Origin of the sequence: Maricaulis sp. (genome assembly GCF_048270095.1) — a bacterium.
Taxonomy (GTDB): domain Bacteria; phylum Pseudomonadota; class Alphaproteobacteria; order Caulobacterales; family Maricaulaceae; genus Maricaulis.
In genome coordinates, this window is sequence record NZ_JBLWTL010000038.1 from 1 (window position 1) to 14,847 (window position 14,847).

Annotated in this window: 16 protein-coding genes and 1 pseudogene; 11 read left to right on the forward strand and 6 right to left on the reverse strand. The window is 63.8% G+C overall.

Annotated elements, in window-relative coordinates; all coding sequences use genetic code 11:
* Positions 1 to 206 (forward strand): annotated as a pseudogene (locus tag ACN0YJ_RS14130) (aminotransferase); the annotation flags it as partial.
* Positions 207 to 211: 5 nt separating this feature from the next.
* On the opposite strand, the gene ACN0YJ_RS14135 reads toward ACN0YJ_RS14130, so the two are convergent.
* Positions 212 to 781, reverse strand: coding sequence for a YkvA family protein (locus ACN0YJ_RS14135; RefSeq protein WP_417477652.1), 570 nt, complete (start codon positions 779 to 781; stop codon positions 212 to 214).
* A 276-nt stretch (positions 782 to 1,057) separates the two neighbouring features.
* On the opposite strand from ACN0YJ_RS14135, the gene ACN0YJ_RS14140 reads away from it, so the two are divergent.
* From ACN0YJ_RS14140 to ACN0YJ_RS14165, 6 genes are all read left to right on the forward strand, one after another.
* Positions 1,058 to 1,276 carry a hypothetical protein gene (locus ACN0YJ_RS14140; protein WP_417496578.1) on the forward strand — a complete coding sequence of 73 codons (219 nt, stop codon included), beginning with the start codon at positions 1,058 to 1,060 and terminating at the stop codon, positions 1,274 to 1,276.
* A gap of 169 nt (positions 1,277 to 1,445) precedes the next feature.
* On the forward strand, positions 1,446 to 2,105 hold the full coding sequence (locus tag ACN0YJ_RS14145; protein WP_417477650.1) for a DsbA family oxidoreductase: 660 nt from the start codon (positions 1,446 to 1,448) through the stop codon (positions 2,103 to 2,105).
* A gap of 60 nt (positions 2,106 to 2,165) precedes the next feature.
* Complete coding sequence (locus ACN0YJ_RS14150) at positions 2,166 to 2,558, forward strand: MAPEG family protein (RefSeq protein ID WP_417496579.1); 393 nt, start codon at positions 2,166 to 2,168, stop codon at positions 2,556 to 2,558.
* 40 nt (positions 2,559 to 2,598) lie between these two features.
* Entirely contained in the window at positions 2,599 to 3,960 is a 1,362-nt protein-coding gene (locus ACN0YJ_RS14155) for a TldD/PmbA family protein (RefSeq protein WP_417496580.1), read from the forward strand.
* Between the two features lie 37 nt (positions 3,961 to 3,997).
* Entirely contained in the window at positions 3,998 to 4,252 is a 255-nt protein-coding gene (locus ACN0YJ_RS14160) for a DUF4170 domain-containing protein (protein ID WP_091771941.1), read from the forward strand.
* A gap of 12 nt (positions 4,253 to 4,264) precedes the next feature.
* Positions 4,265 to 6,028, forward strand: a complete 1,764-nt coding sequence (locus ACN0YJ_RS14165; protein WP_417496581.1) for an ABC transporter ATP-binding protein — start codon at positions 4,265 to 4,267, stop codon at positions 6,026 to 6,028.
* Here the strand turns inward: ACN0YJ_RS14165 and ACN0YJ_RS14170 are convergent.
* Together ACN0YJ_RS14170 and ACN0YJ_RS14175 are read right to left on the reverse strand one after the other, a co-directional pair.
* Positions 6,025 to 7,635, reverse strand: coding sequence for an ATP-binding protein (locus ACN0YJ_RS14170; RefSeq protein ID WP_417496582.1), 1,611 nt, complete (start codon positions 7,633 to 7,635; stop codon positions 6,025 to 6,027). The genes ACN0YJ_RS14165 and ACN0YJ_RS14170 overlap by 4 nt on opposite strands.
* 138 nt (positions 7,636 to 7,773) lie before the next feature.
* On the reverse strand, positions 7,774 to 8,436 hold the full coding sequence (locus ACN0YJ_RS14175) for a fused DSP-PTPase phosphatase/NAD kinase-like protein (protein WP_417490097.1): 663 nt from the start codon (positions 8,434 to 8,436) through the stop codon (positions 7,774 to 7,776).
* Positions 8,437 to 8,540: 104 nt separating this feature from the next.
* Here ACN0YJ_RS14175 and ACN0YJ_RS14180 point away from each other — a divergent pair, with 104 nt between their 5' ends.
* The 4 genes from ACN0YJ_RS14180 to ACN0YJ_RS14195 are packed head-to-tail and all read left to right on the forward strand — an operon-like array spanning position 8,541 to position 12,549.
* Positions 8,541 to 9,311 carry a lysophospholipid acyltransferase family protein gene (locus ACN0YJ_RS14180; RefSeq protein WP_417477644.1) on the forward strand — a complete coding sequence of 257 codons (771 nt, stop codon included), beginning with the start codon at positions 8,541 to 8,543 and terminating at the stop codon, positions 9,309 to 9,311.
* Positions 9,308 to 10,603 (forward strand): 3-deoxy-D-manno-octulosonic acid transferase, encoded by a 1,296-nt coding sequence (locus tag ACN0YJ_RS14185; RefSeq protein WP_417496583.1) that lies wholly within the window; start codon positions 9,308 to 9,310, stop codon positions 10,601 to 10,603. Before ACN0YJ_RS14180 ends, ACN0YJ_RS14185 begins: the two co-directional genes overlap by 4 nt.
* On the forward strand, positions 10,600 to 11,610 hold the full coding sequence (gene lpxK / locus ACN0YJ_RS14190; protein WP_417496584.1) for a tetraacyldisaccharide 4'-kinase: 1,011 nt from the start codon (positions 10,600 to 10,602) through the stop codon (positions 11,608 to 11,610). The genes ACN0YJ_RS14185 and lpxK overlap by 4 nt, the downstream gene beginning before the upstream one ends.
* Positions 11,611 to 11,619: 9 nt before the next feature.
* Positions 11,620 to 12,549: a lysophospholipid acyltransferase family protein gene (locus ACN0YJ_RS14195; RefSeq protein WP_417477641.1), complete on the forward strand. Its 930-nt coding sequence runs from the start codon at positions 11,620 to 11,622 to the stop codon at positions 12,547 to 12,549.
* Between the two features lie 8 nt (positions 12,550 to 12,557).
* Here the strand turns inward: ACN0YJ_RS14195 and ACN0YJ_RS14200 are convergent, their stop codons facing one another.
* The 3 genes from ACN0YJ_RS14200 to ACN0YJ_RS14210 all read right to left on the reverse strand — a co-directional run bounded on the left by ACN0YJ_RS14200 (position 12,558) and on the right by ACN0YJ_RS14210 (position 14,662).
* On the reverse strand, positions 12,558 to 13,463 hold the full coding sequence (locus ACN0YJ_RS14200) for a M23 family metallopeptidase (protein WP_417496585.1): 906 nt from the start codon (positions 13,461 to 13,463) through the stop codon (positions 12,558 to 12,560).
* Positions 13,460 to 13,696: a DUF2093 domain-containing protein gene (locus ACN0YJ_RS14205; RefSeq protein ID WP_417477639.1), complete on the reverse strand. Its 237-nt coding sequence runs from the start codon at positions 13,694 to 13,696 to the stop codon at positions 13,460 to 13,462. Before ACN0YJ_RS14205 ends, ACN0YJ_RS14200 begins: the two co-directional genes overlap by 4 nt.
* Before the next feature lie 189 nt (positions 13,697 to 13,885).
* Positions 13,886 to 14,662, reverse strand: coding sequence for a DsbA family oxidoreductase (locus ACN0YJ_RS14210; protein WP_417496586.1), 777 nt, complete (start codon positions 14,660 to 14,662; stop codon positions 13,886 to 13,888).
* Positions 14,663 to 14,847: the final 185 nt, after the last annotated feature.

Sequence of the window (14,847 nt, forward strand, 5' to 3'; positions counted from 1 at the left end):
GGCGCGGGGCTTTGGGTTCGCTGGATATCCACAAGCAATTGCTGGAACCAGCCGGCGTCGCCGTCTCGCTGGGCATCGGCTTTGTCGAGCATGGCGAGGGCTTTGTGCGCCTCGCCCTGGCCGCGAATGAACAACGCATCAGCCAGGCGGGGCGCAGCGTTGGCGAGTTCCTGAAACCCCGCCAACCCGCCATCCGCGCGGTCTGAGCGACCTAGAAGTAGTGGGTGATGCTGGTCGAATGCGACCAGGTCCCGCCAGCCCGTGACCGGGAGCGGCGGCGGCGCATGCGCGATTGCATCACCGCACGGGCATCGTCGAGTGAAGGCAGATCCGCAGCACCCGAAGCGATCTCGTCGCGGTGAGCGACAAAGTCATCATAGGCCTCAAGTTCAGGCGCCAGCGCATTCGCGACCAGTTCGATCATGATCGCATCATCGATATAGCCAATGCCCGGCGTTGAATCGGGAATGAGGTCATCAGGATCGGCGAAATAGGCCAGCGCATCGAGAACGCGCTTGCGGTCGTCGCCGGCCAGGCGCCAATCGGCATCGCGCAGCATGGCGACCAGCGGGCCGAGCTGTTCGAGCCGCTCGCGGACAAAGGCCGGAGGATTGGCCGCTGCCGCCTGCTTGCTCATGGCTGCCACGCCCTCGAGGATGACGGCTTCATCATCGGCGATGCGCGCATCGCGCGCCTTGGCAAGACGGGCCCGGAAGAAGTCCAGATCGGACTCGCTCAGCTCGAACTCGACCTTGAGCGCGGTTTGGACAGGAGCGGACATCAATTCAACCTCATTATAAGCCAACCTTGAAAAACGGGCCGGTCGGCAAGGCCCGATCGAAGCGCCCGACGGGGCCCCGATGACGCGCAACATTCCACACAAGGCGGAATTCGTGCAACCGGAATTGGCTCGATTCCAATCCCCCCGCACACCCGTCACGCCGGCCGGGGCCGTATAAAACAGCGCCGGGCGGGCCATGGCGGCGTGTTAATGCCCGGCTAACCCTGGTCACAAATGTGCCGCGCGAAGCCGGCTGGCCTCTGCTAGCCTGGCATCATGAATATTGCCCTCGATACCGCCGTCTCCGGCATGTTGAACGCCCAGGTCCAGGCCGGGGCGGCGTCCGAAAGCCTCGTCCAAGCCGCGGCCAAGGGTGAGGGGATTATTCAAGCCGTGATTGCGGTCAAGCGTGCACAAGCCACGCACGAAGCGTCCGCAGCCATGGTGAAGGTCGCTGACGACATGACGAAAACCCTGCTCGACATTATCGCCTGAGCTCGCGTCAGTCGGCGGGTGGCCGGTGGGAGTCATCCCCCGCGACTGGCTGTCTCCATTGGCGTGTTGCGTCAGGCGGGGGATGACGAACCGGCATCGCCACAGCGAAAATACAGGCCTGGCGGGCCAGGCTCTCGCAATCGGCGGGGAATTACCCTATCTGGGGTCCATGACCGATAAAGTTTCCGTAGATATTGTTGCCGATCTCGTTTGCCCCTGGTGCTGGCTCGGCAAACGCAACTGGGATGCCGCCCGCAAGCTGGTGCCGGAAATTCCGGTCGAGACCGTCTGGCGCCCCTATCAGCTCGACCCGGATCTGCCGCGCGGTGGCCGTCCCTATCGCGAGTATATGAAAGCCAAATTCTCCGGCGAAAATACCGAACGCTGGGCCCAGATGCGCGCCTATCTCGAAGCGGCCGCACCGGCAGCCGGGATTGAGTTCAAGTTTGACGCCATCCCGACGCGGCCCAATACGCTCAATGCTCACCGCGTCCTGCGCTGGGCGGCCGGCCAGGGTGTCGAGGATGCCGCCGCCGAAGGCCTGTTCCGGGCCTTCTTCGCCGACAGCCGCGATATTGGCGATATCCAGACCCTCAGCCAGATCGCCGGCGCCGCCGGCCTTGATGCCGAATTGACGGCCGAACTGCTCAGCTCGAACCAGGATGAAACCTCACTGCGCGAGGAAGAAGCCTTCTTCCGCAAGCTCGGCGTGACCGGCGTGCCGACCTATATCTTCAACGGCCGCTTCGCCGTGTCCGGCGCCCAGGAGCCGAAAATCCTCGCCGATGCGATCCGTCAGGCCGCGCAGGAGCCCCCCGAGCCGGAATAAGGCTTTCGCGGCGCCGTCGCAGCTTCTAGGTTTCAGCAGGAATTTTCACGGAGTCTCGCCATGACCGCCATGCAAGCCGTTGCCCTTTATGCCGGCCTCAATATCCTGCTGCTTGTCTTTCTCGCAGCGAATGTCAGCCTCAATCGCCGCCGGGCAAAAATCAGTCTTGGCACTGGCAATGATGCATCCCTGGAACAGGCCTGCCGCACCCATGGCAATGCTGCGGAAAACCTGCCGCCGGCGCTGATCGCCCTGGTTCTACTGGGCATGCTGGGCACCGGCACACTCATCCTTCACATCCTGGGGATCGCGCTGACCCTGGGCCGCGGCCTGCACGCCTATGGCCTGCTCACCGACCCTGGCCGCAGCATGGGACGTGTCACGGGAACCGCGCTGACCTGGCTCGTCCTGCTGGCCAGCGCACTGCTTCTGCTGGCCAAGGCAATCAGTTGAGCCATTGCAGCGGACCACCGCCGGGAGCTATAGCCGCAACATGACCCAAACCAATTCTGCCCCCGACCCGCAAAAACTGCAGGATATCGCGGCCGACCTCATCGCTCGTGCCCGGCGTGCCGGTGCCGATTCCGCCGAGGCGAGCGTCAGCGAATCGCGCACCACCGAGCTCTCCGTCCGCGATGGCGCCCTGGAGGATATCGAGCGCTCTGAGTCTCTCGACGCCGGTGTGCGCGTCTTCGTCGGCACCCGACAGGCCGGCGTCGCCTTCTCCGACCTGTCCGAGCATGGCCGCAGCCTGACGATCGAGCGCGCTGTCGCGATGGCCCGATTGTCGCCGGAAGACCCGTTCTCGGCGCTGGCCGAGGCCGAGCGGCTTTGTACCCACCCGCCTGAAATCGCGATGTTCGACCCGGCCCATTGGTCACCGGAAGATCTGGAAGCACGCTCCATCGAGGTCGAGCAGGCCGCACGTGCCATTGACGGCGTCTCCAAGACCGATGCGGCCTTCGCCAGTTTCGGCCAGGGCGCAGCCGCCTATGCGACCACGACCGGCTTCAACCAGGGTTGGCGCAAGAGCATGTTCAGCTATGGCGCCAGCGTCATCGCCGAGCGAAATGGCGCGATGGAGCGCGACTATGCGGCCACGGCTGCACGGCGCCCGGGCGATCTGCGCACCACACTCGATATCGGCACTGAGGCCGGCGAGCGCACAGCCCGGCGTGTCGGGCCGCAAAAAATTGACAGCGGCGTGCAGCCGGTCGTCTTCGACCGCCGTGTCGCCACGACCTTCCTGTCGGCCCTGTGCGGCGCGATCAGTGGCCCGGCCGTGGCGCGCGGCATTTCCTTCCTGCGCGACAAGCTCGGTCAGCCGGTCTTCGCGCCAGGCATCAATATCGTCGATGATCCGCATCGTGACTGGGGCCACAGCTCCTGCGCCTTTGACGGCGAGGGCACGGTCAATCACCGCTCCAATTTGATCGAGGATGGCCGTCTGACCACCTGGCTGCTCAACAGCGCGGCGTCACGGCAATTGAAGCTGGCGCCAACCGGTCATGCCCGGCGCAGCATGGGCGGCGCGCCCGGTGCCGGCCCGACCAATCTGCATCTGGAAGCCGGAAGCGAGAGCCGCGAGGCCATGATCGGCGCGATCGAGTCCGGCGTTCTGGTGATGGAAATGTTCGGACCTTCGCTCAATTCCAATACCGGTGACTGGTCGGTGGGTGTCTCGGGATACCGGATCACCAAGGGCCAGATCGACCATCCGGTCAGCGAAATCACCGTCGCCGGTAATCTGATGGACATCTTTGCGCGCTTAATTCCAGCCAGCGATCTGGAATTTCGCGGATCCGTCAATTCGCCCAGCCTTCTGGTCGACAAACTCTCGGTTGGTGGCCTCTAGACCCGGCCCAGGCCCCACTTTCTTCGGGATAGGAAATATGGATAGCACCAAAATCAATCAGCAGCTCCTGCACCTCGTCATCGGCGGCGAACTCGTCTGCGTCGACCCGCAGAATTGTGAGTTCAAGGACCTCGACGCGGTCGATTTCGTCGGCGCCTACGGGAGTTATGAGGACGCCCGGGCGGCCTGGAAGAATGCCGCGCAACGCACGGTCGACAATGCGCACATGCGCTATTTCATCATCCACGCCCATCAATTGCTCGACCCGCATTCGGACAAACGCAAGACCTGACGGACCCAGTATTTGACCGACCAACCCCACCCATCCACTGCCGCGCTCGGACGCCGGCTCTGGCGTGACTGGGTCTCCAAGCGCCCGGGCCTGTGGATCGGGGCCATGCTGCTCTCGGTGATCACGGCGGCGGCGGCGGCGAGTTATGCCGGTCTGGTCGGATGGACCTTCAACCTGCTGGAACAACGCGATCCGGGCTTTTTCCCGATCGCGCCACTGGCCGCGATCAGCCTGGCCGCGGTGCGCGGTGTCAGCCTCTATTTCCAGACCCTGCAGACCAATCGCCTCGCGCTGACCGTGATGCAGGATTTGCAGAACGCCATGTTCACCAAGCTGGTGCATGCCGATTTTGCGCGCCTGCAATCGGAGCCTGTCGGCAGCCTGGTGTCGCGCTTCACCAATGATATCACCTTGCTGCGCGAAACCCTGGTGCGGCTGTCGAACAATCTCCTGCGCGACACGATGACCGTGATCTGGGCGATTGCCTGGATGCTGTATCTCGACTGGATGCTGACCCTGCTGGTGCTGGTGGTTTATCCCCTCGCGGCCTGGCCGGTGATCAAGATCGGCCAGCGCCTGCGCAAGACCTCGGCCCAGGCCCAGTCGCAAATGGGCGAAGTGACGAGCCAGCTCGAGGAGAGCTTTTCCGGCACCCGGATGGTGAAGACCTACGGGCTCGAGGATTATGAAGCAGCGCGCGCCGACAAATCCTTTTTCGAGCGCCTGAAATTCCTCTTCAGCATCACCGAGAACAAGGCCCGCGTCGATCCGATCCTGGAAGTCGTCGGCGGCATTGCTTTCGCCGGACTGGTCGGGTTTGCCGGCTGGCGCCTGCTCGGCGGAGAGACTTCTGTCGGCAATATTCTCGGCGTTCTGACCGGCATTGGCGTGATGTCACCGGCGATCCGCGCCATTGGCACATTGAGCGCCGTCGTTCAGGAAGGCTTCGCAGTGCTCGATCGCGTCTTCCATCTGCTTGATGAAGACAATCAGGTCGCCGCCGCGCTGGAAGCTCCGGCCCTTGCGGTCAAGTCGGGCCGGATCGATATTGATCGTGTCAGCTTCAAATATGCCGATGGCACCACGGCGCTGCGCGAGGTCAGCCTGCACGCCGACGCCGGCAAGACCATCGCGCTGGTCGGACCGTCCGGCTCGGGCAAGTCGACCATTCTCAACCTGATCCCGCGTCTGTATGACCCGCAAACCGGCTCGGTGAACCTTGACGGCACGGATATCCGCTCGGTATCGCTGGCCTCCCTGCGACGCCAGATCGCCCTGGTCAGCCAGGATGTGACCCTGTTCGACGACAGCGTCGCGGCGAATATCGGGTTTGGCCAGCTGGATGCCGATCGCGACGCCATCATCGCCGCCGCCAAGGCCGCCGATGCCCATGATTTCATTATTGCGCTGCCTGAGGGCTATGACAGCCCGGTGGGTCCGCGCGGCAGCAATTTCTCCGGCGGTCAGCGCCAACGTCTGTCGATTGCCCGCGCCATCTTGAAGGACGCGCCGATCTTGCTGCTCGACGAGGCCACGAGCGCGCTTGATACCGAGTCTGAGCAACGCGTCCAGGCCGCACTGGAGCGGCTCTCAGCGGGACGGACCACGCTTGTGATCGCCCACCGCCTCTCGACCGTGCGCAATGCCGACTGGATCTATGTGATGCAGGATGGCCGCGTACAGGAAGAAGGCCGGCACGACACACTCATCGCGCAAGATGGCCTGTATGCCAAACTCTGCCGGCTGCAATTCGGCGAGGACGCCGGCCAGGGCTAGGCACCAGCGCTGGCAGCCAGCACGCTGGGCTGCAAATCCGCCATGGGAAGGCGCACCGAGAAGACCGAGCCCGCACCGGGCGCGCTCTCGACTTCAATATCGCCATCCATAAGTTCAGCCAGTTTCTTGGAAATCGCCAGACCGAGTCCGGTTCCGCCGCTCTTCCGGGACATCGCCGACTCGCCCTGGGTGAAGGGCATGAAGACCCGTCCGATCAGCGCCTGGTCCATGCCGATACCGGTATCGCTGATGTCGAATTTGACAACATGGCGTCCGTCCTCGTGTTGACTGGCCCGGCAACGCACCCGGATTTCGCCCCGTTCGGTGAATTTGACGGCATTGGAGAGCAGGTTGGAAAGTATCTGCCGGATCCGGGCCGGATCACCACTGGCTTCGCCCTCGGCACACGGGTCGATTTCGACATGCAGGGCCAGCCCCTTTTCCAGCGCTTTCATACGGTAGGGCCCGAGCACACTGCGAACCAGGTCGGCCGGGCAATAACTGGTGGCCTCGACCTCAAAGCGACCGGATTCGATGTGCGCCAGATCAAGGATATCGTTGAGAATATCGAGCAGGGCATGGCCGGACTTCTGGATGAGTTCGACCATTTCGCGCTGCGATTCCTGCAAATCCGTGTTCATCAACAGGCTCGACATGCCGAGCACGCCATTCATGGGCGTGCGGATTTCATGGCTCATCGTCGCAAGGAATTTCGATTTGGCGCGGCTGGATTCGGTCGCTTGTTGCCGGGCCTCGAGCAGATCATGGACATCGGTCAGCGCCCCGACCAGCCGGGTCGGTTCACCGTCCGGAGTGCGCACCGCTTCGCCGCGCAGCCGGAACCAGCGATGAGCGCCACCGGCCACCTTGAACCGGACGGACATGTCGAACGGGCGGCCGGCGCGAAAATGGGCCTGCAGCGCCGACTCGACCCGGGGGCGATCCTCGCGGTGCAACAAGGCGCGGAGCGTATCGGCTGGCGTTGTCGATTCGCGCGGCTTGTCGCCGAGCAATTCGCGGCACCGCGCCGAGGTATAGACCTGGTCAGTCTCGAGGCACCAGTCGACAATCCCGTCCGACATGCCCCGGATCGCCAGACTGGCCCGTTCGCCGGTTTCGATGGCCAGAATCTCGGCCGTCAGCCGGCGCCGGTAGTGGTGCATGACCTTGAGCAGGCTATCGGCATCGTCAATCGGACGCTTGAAAAAGACCGCGATGACACCGATCGACTGGGCGCCGTGATAGAGTGGCGTTCCGGCAAAGCCGCGAATTCCCATCTCCTCAAGCATGTAATCATGCGGAAACTCCTGGGCGACGCGGTCCTCAAAAACCAGTGCTCCCGACTGGATTACCCGGGCGCAGGGCGTGCCCTCGACCGGATAGCTGAAATTGCGGCCAACCCCGCCCTGGGAGGCAACGTGCAGCGTCCGCATCTGCCGGTGTCCAGGATCGATTCGCCCGAGATAGACGCTGTCCGCGTCGAAAAAATCGGCGACCAGGCTGACGAAGGCTGACAGGAATGCCTGGCCGGATTCGCGCGATAGACGGGAGTTTAGCCCGTCCAGCAGCTGATCCGTCCTTTGCGCGGCAATCACCCTGTCATGCATTTTCAAGCTCCCGACCCAACGTGACCTGTCCGTGCGGACGGAAGTTCAACGTGGTTAACGGGTATTAACTTGCAGCAAAGTTGGGGAAAGAGTCGTCATATCTGATGAATCGGGCCTGCATAAAGAATCAGGCCCCGACTATTCCCGGCGCAGCAGACGCTCTGTGAGCAGGTTGCCCCACCAGCTCGACATGAAGCCGGCCTGGACCGCGTCACGGTCATAGACCGTCTCGACCCATTCCATGAAATCAATCGGATGAGCCTCATTATAGGCGCGATAGGTCTCGAAGAAATAGTCGAGAACGCCGGTCTTTCCGGCTTTGACGTGGAGGTATTTCAGAGACAAATGCTCGATCGCCTGCTCATAGGGCAGGTTGAGATGCGTCAGCGCGAACAAGACCGAGATCAGTCCCGCCCGGTCCGCGCCGGACTTGCAGTGCACCAGGGCCGGATACTCGATTGATTCGAAAATCTTCACCGCGCGCTGGATTCGATCGACATAGGGCGCTTCGCGTGATCCGAAGGGCATGTCGTGCATGGCCAAGCCGTGCCGTTCACACGCTTCGCGCTCGAAATCATAATAGCAGACCCCCGGCTGGGTACCGCGAATGTTCAGGATCGTCTTGAAGCCTTCCGCCGCCAGCCATTCGATACGGTCCGGCGAAGGCTGGTTGGCCCGCCAGAGCCCCCCGCCAACCTCGTGCATATTGTGAAAGCGCAGGCGCAATACGCCATGATCCTTCCACAGATAGTCACTCCAGGCGCGTTTGCGATCCTTCGGATCGGTAAGATCATAGGCCATGCGGTTTCTTTCTTGCTGCGACGGGATTTAGGATGCCCGGGCCAGTGAGGCAACCGCGCGCCGTGCTTGACCTTTAAGCCGGTGAGGGCGAGCAAGGGAACACGATGTTGAAACGCTTGCTGTCAAAGCCCTGGGGCCAGGAAATCGCGGCCTTCCTCGCACTGCTCTATGTGGAGTCGGTGCGCCGCTCGATTCGCTGGGAAGTGCGCAATGGCGAATACGTCCAGCGGGTGTGGGACGAAAACCTGCCGATTCTCGGCTGTGTCTGGCATGGCCGTGTCCTGATGGCACTGCAGGCCTGGAACCAGCATTACGACCGGATGGTCGCACTGGCATCGCGCTCGCGAGAGGGCGATATCGGTTCGCGCTTTGCGCGCTGGTACAAGGTCGGCCTGGTGCGGGGGTCCTCGCGCAATGCCAGGAAACCGGAAGCCAGCAAGGGCGGGGAAGCCGCCTATCGCGCCATGGTCAACCATCTCAGCCAGGGCGGCAGCGGTGCCGTGACGCCCGACGGGCCTCGTGGACCGAGAATGCGGGCCGGCTATGGGGCGATCCGAATGGCGCGCGACACCGGCGTTCCAATCGTTCCCGTCACCTGGTCGACCCGGCGCAAGACCGTATTGCACAAGGCCTGGGACAAGCATTGCCTGCCGCATTTCTTCACCCGCGGCGTCATCATCTGGGGTGATCCGATCCATGTCGCCAAAACGGCGACGGCTGAAGAAATGGAAGCCGCCCGCCTTCTGCTGGAGACGCGGCTCAATGAGATGACCCGCGAAGCCGATGAGGCCGTCGGCGGCGAGATTGTCGAGCCGGACAGCGAGGTGCGGCCGGGCACGGGGGCCCTCGCCGGGGCGAGGGAGGCCACGCCGTGAACCTGCCTCCGGCGCTCACGGCCTATCGCCTGCTGATGCGGTGCGCTGCGCCGCTGGCTGTGCCGCTGCTGATCCAGCGAGCCCGGGCCGGCAAGGAAGACCGCGAACGTCGCAATGAACGCCTGGGCCGCCCCACCTTCCCGCGCCCGCCGGGCCGCCTGGTCTGGCTGCACGGGGCCAGCGTCGGCGAGAGCCTGGTCCTGGCCAGCCTTGTCACCGAGTTCGCCGCCACTCACCCTGAATTGCGCTTTCTGGTCACCACCGGAACCATGACCTCGGCCCGGCTGATGGCCAAACGGCTGCCGCCGGTGGCGCGCCACCAATATCTTCCCATTGACACTCTCTCGGCCGTCACGGGTTTCCTGGACTACTGGAAGCCGGACCTCGCCGTCTTTGCCGAATCCGAACTCTGGCCCAATCTGGTGATCGAGACGGCGCAGCGCGGCATCCCGATGGCGCTGGTCAATGCCCGCATGAATGACCGCTCGCTGGCCAATTGGCACAAGCGGCCGGATTCGGCGCGTTGCCTGCTGGGCTGTTTCGACTGGATCGGCGCCGCCGACAGCCGCACCCGCGACGGGCTGGAGAACCTGACCGGCCAGGCCGTCACCCTGGCGGGAAATCTCAAACTGGAAGCGCGCGCCGAAGCACCGGACCCGCAAGCGCTGTCGCAGATCCGCAAACAGATCGGCGACCGGCCTGTCTGGCTCGCGGCCTCGACCCATCCGGGCGAGGAAGCAATCATTCTCTACGCCCATGCGCTGACACTGAAGGCGCATCCCGACGCCCTGCTGATCCTCGCGCCACGCCATCCGGAGCGCGGCGAAGACGTGGCGCGGCTGATCGACAAGCAAGGCTTTCGTTTCGCACGCCGTTCAGCCGGCGAGTTGCCGTCCGCCGACCAGCAGATCTGGCTGGCCGACACGCTGGGCGAAATGCCACTCTGGTATGGCGCGGCCCGGCTTGCCCTGATCGCCGGCAGCCTCCTGCCCGATATTGGTGGCCATAACCCGATCGAGGCCAGCCAGGCCGGGGCCGTCGTGTTGAGCGGGGAGCACACCGCCAGCTTCGATGATCTCTATGCTGTCTATCGTCAGCACAAGGCCGTGATCACGGTGAGCAGTGCCGCCACGATTGCGGCGGCACTGGAACAGGTCTGGTCGCATCGCGGGCCGTCTCTCAAGGCAGCGAAAGCAGCGATCATCGAGGCCTCGGGCGGCGCCATGGCGACCAGTCTGGCGGCTCTGGAAACACTGCTGGAACACGGCAAGGGCGCGGAGATCGCACCATGAGAGAGCCGGTCTTCTGGCGCACCGATGGCGGGCGCAGTTCAGGCCGTGTCGTGCGCGCCCTGCTGACGCCGCTGAGCTGGATCTATGGCTGGGCGACAGCGCGGCGGATCCGCAAAGCCGAGCCGCTCGATCCCGGCATTCCGGTGGTCTGTATCGGCAATCTCACCCTGGGCGGCACCGGCAAGACGCCGGTCGCCCAGACGATACTGACCCGCCTGAGCGATATGGGCTATCGCGCCCATGCGCTGTCGCGGGGTTATGGCGGCACGCTGAAGGGGCCGGTCCGGGTCGACCCGGCGGCGCATACGGCCCGCGAAGTCGGCGATGAACCCCTTCTGCTGGCCCGCGTTGCGCCCGCCTGGATCAGCCATGACCGGCCAGCGGGTGCGCGTGCCGCTGTCGCGGAGACAGCCGAGGTTCTGGTGCTCGATGACGGGCATCAAAACCCGACCCTGCGCAAACAACTCTCCTTCGTCGTGATTGATGGCGAGACCGGCTGGGGTGCCAATAAGGTATTTCCGGCCGGACCGCTGCGCGAGCCGGTCACTGTCGGTCTGGCCCGCGCCGATGCGGTGATCGTGATGACCCGCAATGCTGACACACTGCCCGATTATCGCGGCCTTGGCCTCGCCGATCTGGAAATTCCTGTCCTGCATGCCTGGCTGGCCCCGACCCAGCGACCGCCGCGCGGATCCCTGGTCGCTTTCGCCGGGATTGGCCGGCCACAGAAATTCTTCGATGCCCTCAATGCAGCCGGTGCCGACCTGTCCGAGACCGGCCAGTTTGCCGACCATCACCCCTATTCAAAGGGTGACCTCAAACGCCTGCAGCGCCTGGCCAAAGCCCATAAATCAGCCCTGATCACGACCGAGAAGGACTGGGTACGATTGCCCGCCGCTGTGCAGGCCGAAGTCACCGCCTGGCCGGTCCGTGCCGAGTTTGCCAATCCGGCGGCACTGGATGGTCTGTTGCGGGACATGATGGACGCCAGCGCGCCGGGCCGCTAAATCCGTTCGATGATTGAAGCGCAACGCAATGCCTCCCTCCTGACCCGCGCCGGCTGGCAGCTCCAGGCGCTCGCCTGGGATGGCTATAACGCCTGGTATCGCGCCAAGGGGCTCGACCGCGCATCGGACGCCGGCGGCGAGCTGTTGCAGCGCCTCGGGCCCCTGACCTCGACCCACAAGATCGCCCGCATCAATATGCAGCGCTGTTTCCCGGAGGCTGCCGAGCCGGAGATTGACCGGCTATTGCGCGGCATGTGGGATAATTTCGGCCGCCTCGCCGGCGAGATGCCGCATATGCACCTGTTCGAGGACGATGCCTTCTTCGAGGAGCGTGTCGAATTCATCGGCCGCGAGAAGCTCGAGGCGGCCCGCGATGCCAATCAGCCCCTGGTCATTATCTCGACGCACAGCGCCAATTGGGAGATTTCCGGGACCGCGATCTCCAAGACAGGCCTGCCCTGCTATATCACTTACCGGCCGGCCAATAATCCGCTGATTGATGAGCGTATTCTCGCCGCCCGCGCCGATTACGGCATCAAGTTGATGACCGCCAAGGGCGGCGAAGGTGCCAAGGAATTGCTGCAGACGCTGAAGCGTGGCCAGACCGTGGCGCTGATGAACGACCAGAAAATGAATGACGGCGTCGAGGCGCCCTTCTTTGGGCATCCTTCAATGACCGCGCCCGGCCCGACCAAGCTGGCCATGCGGTTCAATTGCCCGCTGGTGCCGCTCTCGGTACGCCGGCTCGAGGGCGCGCGCTTCCGGATCGAGATCCATGACCCGATCGAGATCTCGACCAATCCCGACAAGCCCGCCGCCATCATCGAGACCGTGACGCGCATCAATCAATGGGTCGAGTCCGAGATTCGCCGCGCACCGGAACAATGGTTCTGGGTGCATCGCCGCTGGGCCAAGGATGTCTACCGGCAACAGGCCTGATCGCCGCGTTATTCGACGGCGTTCAGCTGCGCCAGATCGAGCTCGAGCAAGAGCGCCGGGTCGACATAGAAGCTGTTCTGGAATTTCACCCGCCAGTCGAGATGCGGACCGGTGGCACGGCCACCCGCGCCGATCTCGCCGATCAATTGCCCCTGCTCGACGATGTCGCCGGCGGCGACATGCACCGCGCTCATGTGCAGGAAACAGCTGACCAGGCCCTGGCCGTGATCGAGGAAGATCAGACCGCCTTCATAATACATGTCCGGCTCGGCGAGGATGACGCGGCCGGCGGCCGGCGCCACGATCGGCGTGCCCGGATCATTGGCCCAGTCCAGGCCCCAATGCGGATTGCCCGGCGTACCGTTATAGATGCGCTGCGAGCCATAAACACCGGTGGTGATGCCCTCGGCCGGACGAATGAAGCCCTCGATGAAACCGGCCCCGTCCCAATTCGTCGCGAAGGCGGCCTGTTTTTGCGCATATTCACGCTGGCGCCGCGGCAGGGTGGAGGCATCCGGTGTTACGGTTGATTGCGGCACGCCTTCAATACGCTGAATGGCAAATTCACGCTGGGTGATGGGCTGCATGCGATCAATCTCACCGGCGGCGCTGGCGACCGTGAATCGCAGCTCGCGCGGTGCATCACGCGGAATGCCAATGACGGCCCAGCCGGAGGCATCGGCCTGCGCGCTGACATCACCAAGCGTCACCTGGCTGCCCGGGCCGACCTGACAGATCAACAGCCCACCCTCGGCGAACTCGCCGGCGCAGCCCTGGATTGGTGCGCGGACGGCCGGTGCGGCGTCAGCCACCGCTTCCCGGGCGTCGGGTGATTGTGACGCGATCATTTCAGCGATCGGATCAAGCGGCGCCGTAGCGCTCTGCAGGGCGAGGGCGGCGATGAGCGCGATCATTGGCCGCGCTCGCCATTCAGTTCGGCCCAGCGCCGCGTCGCGATAATGCTGTCGCGATAGGCCTCCTGATCATCGACGCTCCAATAGCGCAAATCCGTCAGCGTGATCGGATCACCGGTCACGGCGCAGCGCACGAAAGCCCCGGGCTTGAGGATGATAAAATCGGCATCGCCGAATTCCAGGATGGCTTCACCCGAGAAATCAGCTTCGAAAGGATTGTCTGTCTGGCTCATGAAACCCGTCTAGCATGCCTTGACGGATAAGGGGAATGGGTCGCCTGCGCCCGCACGAAAATCTCCACGTCAGGTTCCGGCTGCAGGTTTTCGAGGCCCGTCAGATCAAACACCGTCTTCTTCCCTGATCGACCAGGTACGCCGGACCTCAGTCCGGGGCGGAGCTGGTGACGGCCTTGCAGTTCCCCCTCAGCACCAGCTGGCCTGGTCGACCGGCCGATTGCGCAGCAATTCTTGCACATTGGCCTCGATCAACTTGTAGCCGACATTGCCGAACAGGCGCTGGCGGCCCTCATTCATGACAAAGGTCGGACTGCCCTTGATGCCGTGCTCGCTGCAGATGTGGTAGTCACGCAGCAGGGCTGTGATCGCTTCGGAGGAGCACAGCTTTTCCTCGATGCGGCTGCGCGCGACACCGAATTCATCAGCAAACTCGCACTGGATCTCATAGCTGGAAATGTCGCGCCCGTGCTCGAAGAAGGCGCAGCGCAGCGCCCAGGCGGCTTTCGTTGACGCACGATCCGCCCAGGCCAGCGCCGCACCATCCTCGGCCTCGATCAGCTCGATGGCCTTGATGAAGAGATGCGCACTGGCCGAAGAGCGCGGCCGCGCATCGAGCCAGACCCGCGGGTGCAGCTCGACATGGGGGAATGGCGCGGCCACGTCGCGCAGATGCGCATTGAAGCCGTCAAACCCCTTGCCGCCCTCGATTTTGCCCCAGGCATCGGCAAAGACGGAACAGAAATGCGTCTCGATCTCGATCCGGTCGCCAAAATCGGCGACCAGCTGATCCAGCCGCCTCTGGCCAAGCCAGGCCCAGACGCAGAGGAGGTCGGAATAATAGCTGATCTTGATCGGGGGCATGGGCGGGCCAAATGCTGCGGGCAGGAACGGCTTGTTTGCCCGATCGGAGCCGAGATGGCGATGCGGCATTTCGAGCCGGAGTTTCGCGCGGATCCGGGACATGCTCCGGCGTCCAGCCGGTGCGTGTCCCGACTCGGTGAGATAGCCAGCCCACCCGCCTGCGTCGCGCCTCCGCCAATCAGTCCGGCAGGCGTCGCGCCCGGACCTGCGCAAGTCGGGACATGGCCGTAATCGCGGCTGGTCACGCTCCGGGTCTATAGTGCGGGGTCTGCGTAGAGCAGCCCCAA